This window comes from Chloroflexus sp. (genome assembly GCF_034435895.1).
In the GTDB taxonomy this organism is placed as follows: domain Bacteria; phylum Chloroflexota; class Chloroflexia; order Chloroflexales; family Chloroflexaceae; genus Chloroflexus.
This window is the reverse complement of sequence record NZ_DAOTWH010000292.1, coordinates 21,900-29,408: the sequence shown is the minus strand read 5'-3', so window position 1 is coordinate 29,408 and position 7,509 is coordinate 21,900. Positions and strand designations below refer to the sequence as shown.

The 7,509-nt window shown below is 61.4% G+C and carries 4 protein-coding genes; 2 read left to right on the top strand and 2 right to left on the bottom strand.

The window, feature by feature from the left end:
- A partial coding sequence (locus tag U9R81_RS16455; protein WP_322496511.1) for a hypothetical protein occupies positions 1-1,063 on the top strand: 1,063 nt, incomplete at its 5' end.
- A 123-nt stretch (positions 1,064-1,186) separates the two neighbouring features.
- Here the strand turns inward: U9R81_RS16455 and U9R81_RS16450 are convergent.
- Positions 1,187-2,530, bottom strand: a complete 1,344-nt coding sequence (locus U9R81_RS16450; protein WP_322496510.1) for an NAD(P)/FAD-dependent oxidoreductase — start codon at positions 2,528-2,530, stop codon at positions 1,187-1,189.
- A 187-nt stretch (positions 2,531-2,717) separates the two neighbouring features.
- Complete coding sequence (locus U9R81_RS16445; RefSeq protein WP_322496509.1) at positions 2,718-5,681, bottom strand: transglycosylase domain-containing protein; 2,964 nt, start codon at positions 5,679-5,681, stop codon at positions 2,718-2,720.
- Positions 5,682-5,875: 194 nt separating this feature from the next.
- Between U9R81_RS16445 and U9R81_RS16440 the strand changes: the two genes are divergently transcribed.
- Positions 5,876-7,390 carry a DUF4129 domain-containing protein gene (locus tag U9R81_RS16440; RefSeq protein ID WP_322496508.1) on the top strand — a complete coding sequence of 505 codons (1,515 nt, stop codon included), beginning with the start codon at positions 5,876-5,878 and terminating at the stop codon, positions 7,388-7,390.
- Positions 7,391-7,509: the final 119 nt, after the last annotated feature.

Sequence of the window (7,509 nt, the reverse complement as noted above, 5' to 3'; positions counted from 1 at the left end):
GCTGGCCGGTTGGGCGCTGCAACGGTATGTGGCGTGGGTGGAAGGCGAGAGCGAAGATGCGCCGGCGCCGCCAAATGCGCACGATCTGCTCGTGCCGGCGGCGGCAGCCTGCGCTGGTGCAGTTGGCGTGGCCGCGTTGGTGGGCCGCGCGCCGGAACAGTATATCGAGTACAGCGGCAAGCACGGCGATTACCGCTGGATCGCAGCCGAGCCGCACCCGGCCCAGCGCTGGTTGGCATGGAGCGGCTACCTCGCCCATCAGTTGGCGATCTGGGGTTGTATCTATGCTGGTCAGCGCCAACGCCTGCGCTACACCAGCGATATGCGCCGGCTCAATTGGTTGGCGCTGGCGGTGAATGCCGGCGGGGTGGCGTTGCACTATCTGCAATCGCGCTATACGTATGACGGCTTGGCTCGTGATGTGCCCGAAGGCAGCGCGCTCGGTTCGGTATCATTCATCCTGATGCTGGCCTTGGCCCTCGAAGCGCCGCGCCGCGGTCTCTTCTTCGGTAGCCGCAAGGTGATGCCTCCCGCCGAACTTGTACGCTTTGCCCGCCGCTTCCACGGCTATATCTTCTCGTGGGCCTCGACCTACAATTTCTGGTATCACCCGATTGACCCGAAACCGCTGCACTACACCGGTCTCTTCCACACCCTGTTGATCTTCGTCCAATCGGCGCTCATCTACACCAATGCCCACCGCGACCCCCGCTGGACACTGGCGATCGAGATGTTAGCATTGCCGCATGCGGTCGTTTCAACCCTCTACAAACGCAGCGGGTTGGCGGCGATGTTTACCTTTAGCTTCTTGCTGATGTTTGTGGTCAACCAAATGCACGGCCTCAACCTGCCGGCACGGGCACGCTGGACGATCGGCGGTGCGTATGCCGCTACCGTACTGAGCTACTACGGCGCGCGCCGCCAATGGCATAAATTGCCTGATATCCTGCGCATCCCGATCCTTGAATATGGGGTACTAGGCATCTTGGTGTTGTTGTCGCTGCTGATGCGGGCCGTGCGGCGGTTAGAGGAGAACCCGCAGGCATTGCCGACTCAATCATGAAAAATAGGACATGGATTGGAATGGAGGCACACTGCCCGATCCGTGCCAATCCGCGCCCTATTCTCTATATAAAATAGGACACGGATGCGCACTGCCCAATCCGTGTCCCATTCAACCCACTTGCTACTTCACCGCGCGGGCCGCCGCAAAGACCGCCTCGCTCAGGGTTGGGTAAGCAGCGAAGATGGCGGCTAGATCAGCGATCGTCGCATTGCTCTGAATAGCTAACGCCACCAAGGCCAACAGATCGGCGGCGTGCGCACCCACGGCGACCCCGCCCCGAATCTGGCGATTGGCGGCATCGAAGACCAATTCAACCCACCCTTCGGTCTCGTCACTGAGGTAGGCCTTGAGCGAAGCCGTATACGCGGCCCGCACCCGCTGCAACTCACCCTCTCCACCAGAAACAATCCCCACTTGCGCAATTTCAGGCACGGTATAGACGGCGCTGACCACGGTGTGGGGGCAATACCCCGGCACCGGCAGCTCGGCTGCTGTCCGTCCAGCGATCCACGCCTGTGCCAGCGCGCGGTTGGCAAGCATTGGCCCGCCGGCAGCATCACCGACGGCAAAGATATGGCCGGCTTCGGTGCGGCCATAGTTGTCGATCGCAAGCTGGCCGTTCTCGCCCACCTTCAAGCCGGCCGCCGCAAGATTGAGCCGGCTGAGATCAGGCACCCGGCCAATGGCGAGGAAGGCCATCGCCGCGGTGTGCGTCGCGCCATCGGCCGTGGTGACGGCCACCCCAGCTTCGGTGCGCTCAGCCCGCTCGACATCAACTTGATGGATGGTCACACCCTGCGCTGCCATCGCCGCCGCCAATGCTTGGCCGGCAGCCGGATCAAACATCGGCAACACGCCGGGAGCGCCAACGATCCACGTCACCTTGACCCCCAACCGGCTAAAGAGCGAGGCAAACTCGCTGCCGGTCGGCCCGCCGCCGATGACGATCATATCCGGCGGCAATGTGCTGAGATGGCTGGCGAAACGGGGAGCAATAATGCGCTGGCCGTCAGGCTTCATCGTAGGCGGGAAGCGCGGCACTGAACCGGTGGCAATAATCATGGCATCGGCAGCTAACACCTGCTGGTTCTCGCCGTTGCGCACCACCAGTTCATGCGGGCCACTGAAGGCAGCCACGCCATTGATCACGTTCACGCCAGCAGCTTGCAGCCGTTGCGCTTCGCGCTCGCTCCATCGCTGCGCCACCGCTTTGATCCGGCCCAGCACGGCTGCCGGCTCAACCTGCGCTGCGCCAAGCTGCACGCCTTCCGCCGCCGCATGCGCCGCGACGCCGGCCACTTCGGCAGCGTGCAACCATACCTTGCTCGGCAGCAAACTATCCCAACCGGTGCGCCCTCCGAGGGGGCCTTCGCTGATCAATGTCACCTGTGTGTTGCCTTGGGCAGCAGCGACGGCGGCCTCAACCCCTGCCGGGCCGCCGCCGATCACGACAATCTGTTTCATACGTCTTCCCCATCATCACCTGCGATCCGATAACGTATATCTGTGCAAGAAGATGCAAATAATTGATGGCGGGTTACAACCGGCAAACGGTGATGGTAGAATGGATGCCAATAATGTACCATATTGCATTGAATCATTTGTAGCGACGCACAGCCGTGCGTCGCTACGGTATGGCCTCGTACTTGTATTACGAATCCGGCGCTGGTGGCGGCGGTTCAGGGGCCGGCTGCGACGCCGGTTCGGGATCAGGCGCGCGAATGCCGAGCACGATGGTCGTGTCGGGTAAAATCCATTCACCCGCCGCCGGCAGCGAACTGAGCACCACATACGGCCCGTACCGGAAATAATCCTCGCCGGCCCGATCCGGCCCTTGATAATCGACATAGATCCGGCTAGGATCAATGCCGAGTAATGCCAAGACCTCTTTGGCCTGATTTTCGCCCAACCGGCGCAGATCGGGCATCAAGATCACACCCTCGACCGGCGGCACCGGCGCCGGCGGTTTGAACATCTCGGCAGTGCATTCGGGAATGTCTTCGTATTTGAGCTGCACGGTGGCATCGCCGCCCCGCCACTTGTATTCCACCTTCTCGTCGGGATCGGGCGGTGGCAACTTCCACAGATAAATTGTGCGCACCAGCTCCGGCGGATAACTCGCTTCCGGCGCCGGACGGCAATACGCCCCATCGCTGAGCGCGCTTAGGTCTTGCGGCAACGGCGGCGCTTTGGGATCGGCCGGCGGCGCTGGCGGCGGGTTAGGCCGCAACTCGCCGGTGCTCGTCCACTCTTCCGGGGTGGGAATGCGCACGACGGTCACTTTGTCATAAGCCGAACAGATGCCCTCGACCGGCAGCAGGCCGGTTTGGTTAGCCGTTGGCGTTGGGCGTAACAGTGTTGCTTCTTCCAACCACTTCAGCATGGCTTGGGTAAACAGCTCTTCGCGGTAGCCGCCAAACGGGCCGGGCAATTCACAGATCGGGCGGCGCACAACCGTTTCCGGCAGGGTGAAGTTGGTTGGGATTTCGCCATCGGGGAAGGGGGCGGCAAACAGCGCGCGGTAACGCTCATCTTCGCGAATCAGACGGAAGATATTTTCCATCACGTTGCGCCAAATAATACCGCCGCCGGTCAGACTCTCTACCCGCGCCGTCGGCTCATTGTTGTTGTTGCCCGTCCACACGCCAACCGTCACAAACGGCGTGTAACCAGCCGCCCACGCATCACGCCAGTCGTTGGTGGTGCCGGTCTTGACCGCAGCGGGTTGGCTGAGGCGCAGCGGGCTATTGAGGCCCCAGATCGCTTGGCGGGCGCGATCATCGCTCAGCATATCGGAAATGATCGCCACCAACGCCGGATCAACCACCTCTTCGCCAGAGGTTTGGGTAAAGCGTTCAAGGGTGCGCCCTTCCGAGTCGGTAATTTCGAGGATCGCCACAGGGGCGAAATACTTGCCACCGCTCGCCAGCGTATTATAGGCCGTGGTCAATTCGAGCGGCGAGACTTCGCCGCCGCCGAGCGTGAGCGACAGACCGTAGAAACCAGCGCCGCGCTTGAGACCACTCCGGATGCCAACCCGTTCTAGCAAGCCGAGGGTATACTCAATCCCGGCAAACTTGAGCGCCTTCACCGCCGGCATATTGAGCGAATTGGCCAACGCCGTGCGAATCCGCACTGGCCCGTTCCACTGGCCATTGTAATTCAGCGGCGCGTACCAGCCGCCAGTGCCAGTCGGGAATTGGGTCGACACATCCCACAGCACTGTCTCCGGCGTCATCCCCTGCTCCATCGCCGCCAGATAGGTAAACGGCTTCAGCGCCGAACCGGGTTGCCGTTCGCGGGTTGCGACATTGACCTGCCCATCGAGCACATTGCCCGACTCGCCGGGGGTCTTGGTCGGTTTCACCGCGTTATAGTCAATGCTCCCGACCATGGCCAGAATCTGGCCGGTATTCGGCTGCATGATCACCACCGCCGCATTATGGATATTGCGCGACTCAAGCTCGGCGATGCGCTCGAAGGCGGTCGCTTGGGCCATGCGCTGCAATTGCAGATCGAGAGTCGTGGTAATACGCAGGCCGCCGCCGTAAACAATCTGCGCGCCGTAGCGCTGCAAGAGCAGATCACGCACATAGAAGACAAAGTGCGGCGCGTTGAGCGGGGCCTCTTGCGGCGCGAACCGCAGCGGCGTCGCTAAGGCGCGCCGCGCCTGCGTCTCAGTGATATAGCCGTCTTCCACCATCCGGCGCAACACCGCCGCTTGGCGAACGCGCGGCAACGGCGTTCCGGCGGGCAGGCGCACATTCGGATCAAGCCAATCATCGCCAACAAAGACCGGCGGCAGATACCCGCCTTGCTCGTCGCGTTCAAGATAGTTGATCGGGTTGTAGACTGACGGCAATTGCGGCAGACCAGCCAACAACGACGCCTGATTGAGATCAAGCTCGGCGGCGCTGATGCCGAAATAGACTTCGCTGGCCGCTTGAATGCCGTAGGCTAGATTGCCGTAAAAGTTCTCGTTGAGATAGAGTTCGAGTATCTGATCCTTTGAATAGATCCGATCCAGCTCTTGGGCCAGAATAATCTCTTTTAGCTTGCGCTCATAGCGGCGCTCAGGCAGCCGTTCTTCCGCCGTCAGCACACTATTCTTAATCACCTGCTGGGTAATCGTCGAAGCGCCGCCCGTCTCTTCGCCGGCGCGCAGGCTATCAACTAAGGTGCGGATAATGCCGGCCAAATCGATGCCGGGATTGGTATAAAAGGTTTTATCCTCGATCGCGATGGTGGCTTGAATCAAGAGCGGGCTAATCTCGTTGATCGCGACCTTGGTGCGCTTACCGGCATCGAAAAACTCGTAGAGCAATTCGCCGTTGCGATCGAAGATGCGCGAGTTCTCAAACAGCTCGCGGTTATCGAGCAGGGCCAAACGCGGCTTTAAGCTCTCGACGACCTGCATATAGGCGTTGTAGGCAAAGCCGGCCAACCCGATCAACACGACCGCGATTAGGCCGAGCACGGCCAACAAGGCATTAAGCACAAAACGGCCTACCACCGGGCGCGGCGCCGGCCGGCCCCGCAACAAGCGCGGCGGCACATGGCGGCGGCCATTGCGACCGTTGCGGCTATTCAAATACCAACGACGCGAACGTATCATAGCTATCCTTGGCGCTGATACGCGCCGAACGCAAGACATAACTACACGACGCTTGGGTGGCGTCGCGGGTAGTATAGCATGCTCTGGTACGGCCAATACTGATGGGCAGATGAGAACTGGATCAGATACAATATTGATCGGAGAGATGCCACACTGTCGCTCCACCGCATTCGATGATGTCAATTAACAACCCTATGCCCCAACCTTCCCTCGTTGGCCCGGCCATCTTGATCACCTGCTTGATCACGCTGCCGCTGACCGTGATCAGCGACGCGGTCGCCGGGCGCACTGGCTGGCAGTCGCTCTGGTTAGGCGGGGCAAGCATGCTAGTCGGGCTCGAGGCGGTGGCGTTGCGCAGCCGGATGGTGGCCGGCTTGCACGAGACGCAGGGTGGAGCGGTGCGTTATCTGGCCGCCGAGGTGTTTGGCTTGGCGGCGCTGGCCCGCATCGTAGCGACGGCGGGTCAAGGCGCGCAAGGCTTCGCCGCGATGAACGCATGGCTCACCGACCCGCTGGCCGCGTTCGATGCACCATTTCTGTTTTGCCTGCTGGCGCTGCTGGCCGTCGCTGTGCTTAGCCGCAGCGGGATCGCCGCGATCGCGGCGTTGACGCCGAACCCGCCGCTCAAGACTCCGTTGCAGAGCTTAGATTTGCTCTTCTACCGCAGCGACGCGACGGCCCGCCGGCAAGCCGCAGTTGCGGCTATCAGTCGCGGAGCCGGCTGGGGCGGATTGGCGATGTTGGTGGTGTTGGGCCGGCAGAGTGAGCAAACTCCCGCCACCGTGCTGTGGATGGCGCTCTACCTTGCCGGCGGGTTGTGGTTGATCGCGCTAGCCCAGCGGCGCGCCTTGCTAGCTGATTGGCAGAGCGATGAGGCCGAGATTGGGCCTGAGGTCAACCAGCGCTGGCGCTGGCTAAGTATCGCAACAATTGGCTCGGTTACGCTGTTGGCGCTGGCGCTGCCGGCCCAACTGTCACCGCTCGTGCCGGAAACATGGCGTGAGGGTCTGTTCTTGCTGGGAGGGATCGCGCTGCTGATTGCGATGATTCTCTCCCTGCTCTTCATTGGGCTGCTCAGTCTGGTCGCCCTCTTGCCATTGCTCTTGCTGATGCTGCTCACCTCGCTGATGAATTCGACGACCACACCGGCAACGCCTATCGCTCCGCCAATGATGCCGCCGCCAGCGCCAAGCGAACCGCCATTGTGGCCCGGCATTATCTTTTGGATCTGTATCGCGATCTTGACCGGGCTGGCTTTCTGGACGATTGCGCGCCGGCAGGGATGGGTGCAGCAGGTGTGGGCGCAATTACCGGATTGGTGGGCGCAGGCGCGCGCGCAGTTGCGCAAACGGCGGTTTTGGCGACTGCAGCGGCCCAGAACCATGCAGCGGTTGCGAGCGCCTCATCCACGGCCTGCACCGCTCGATGCCGCTATCGTTTCTTACCACGCTGCCTTACGCTACGCTGCGGCCCATAGCTATCCGCGCCACCCGTCGCAAACCCCGGCTGAGTTTGCCGATAGTACGGCGCAACAGGTGGTTGAGGCCGGCGATGAATTGCGCGCCCTGACAGCCGCCTACCACCGCGCCGCCTACGCTGGCCGTGCCTCGGATCAGGCGGAACGGCGGCAGGTGGGTCTGCTGCTACGCCAATTCCAGCGAAAATTAACGAAAAGGCGCAGAGGGAGCAAAGGCGCAAAGGATGGATAACGCAAAGGCGCAAAGATCGCAGAGGGCGCTAAGGTTTTTAGGATTGATTGTGAAGAACGGTTAGGGGCGATCTCGCTTTGCTAACGAACCCCATACAATATACTTAGCGATCTTTGTGT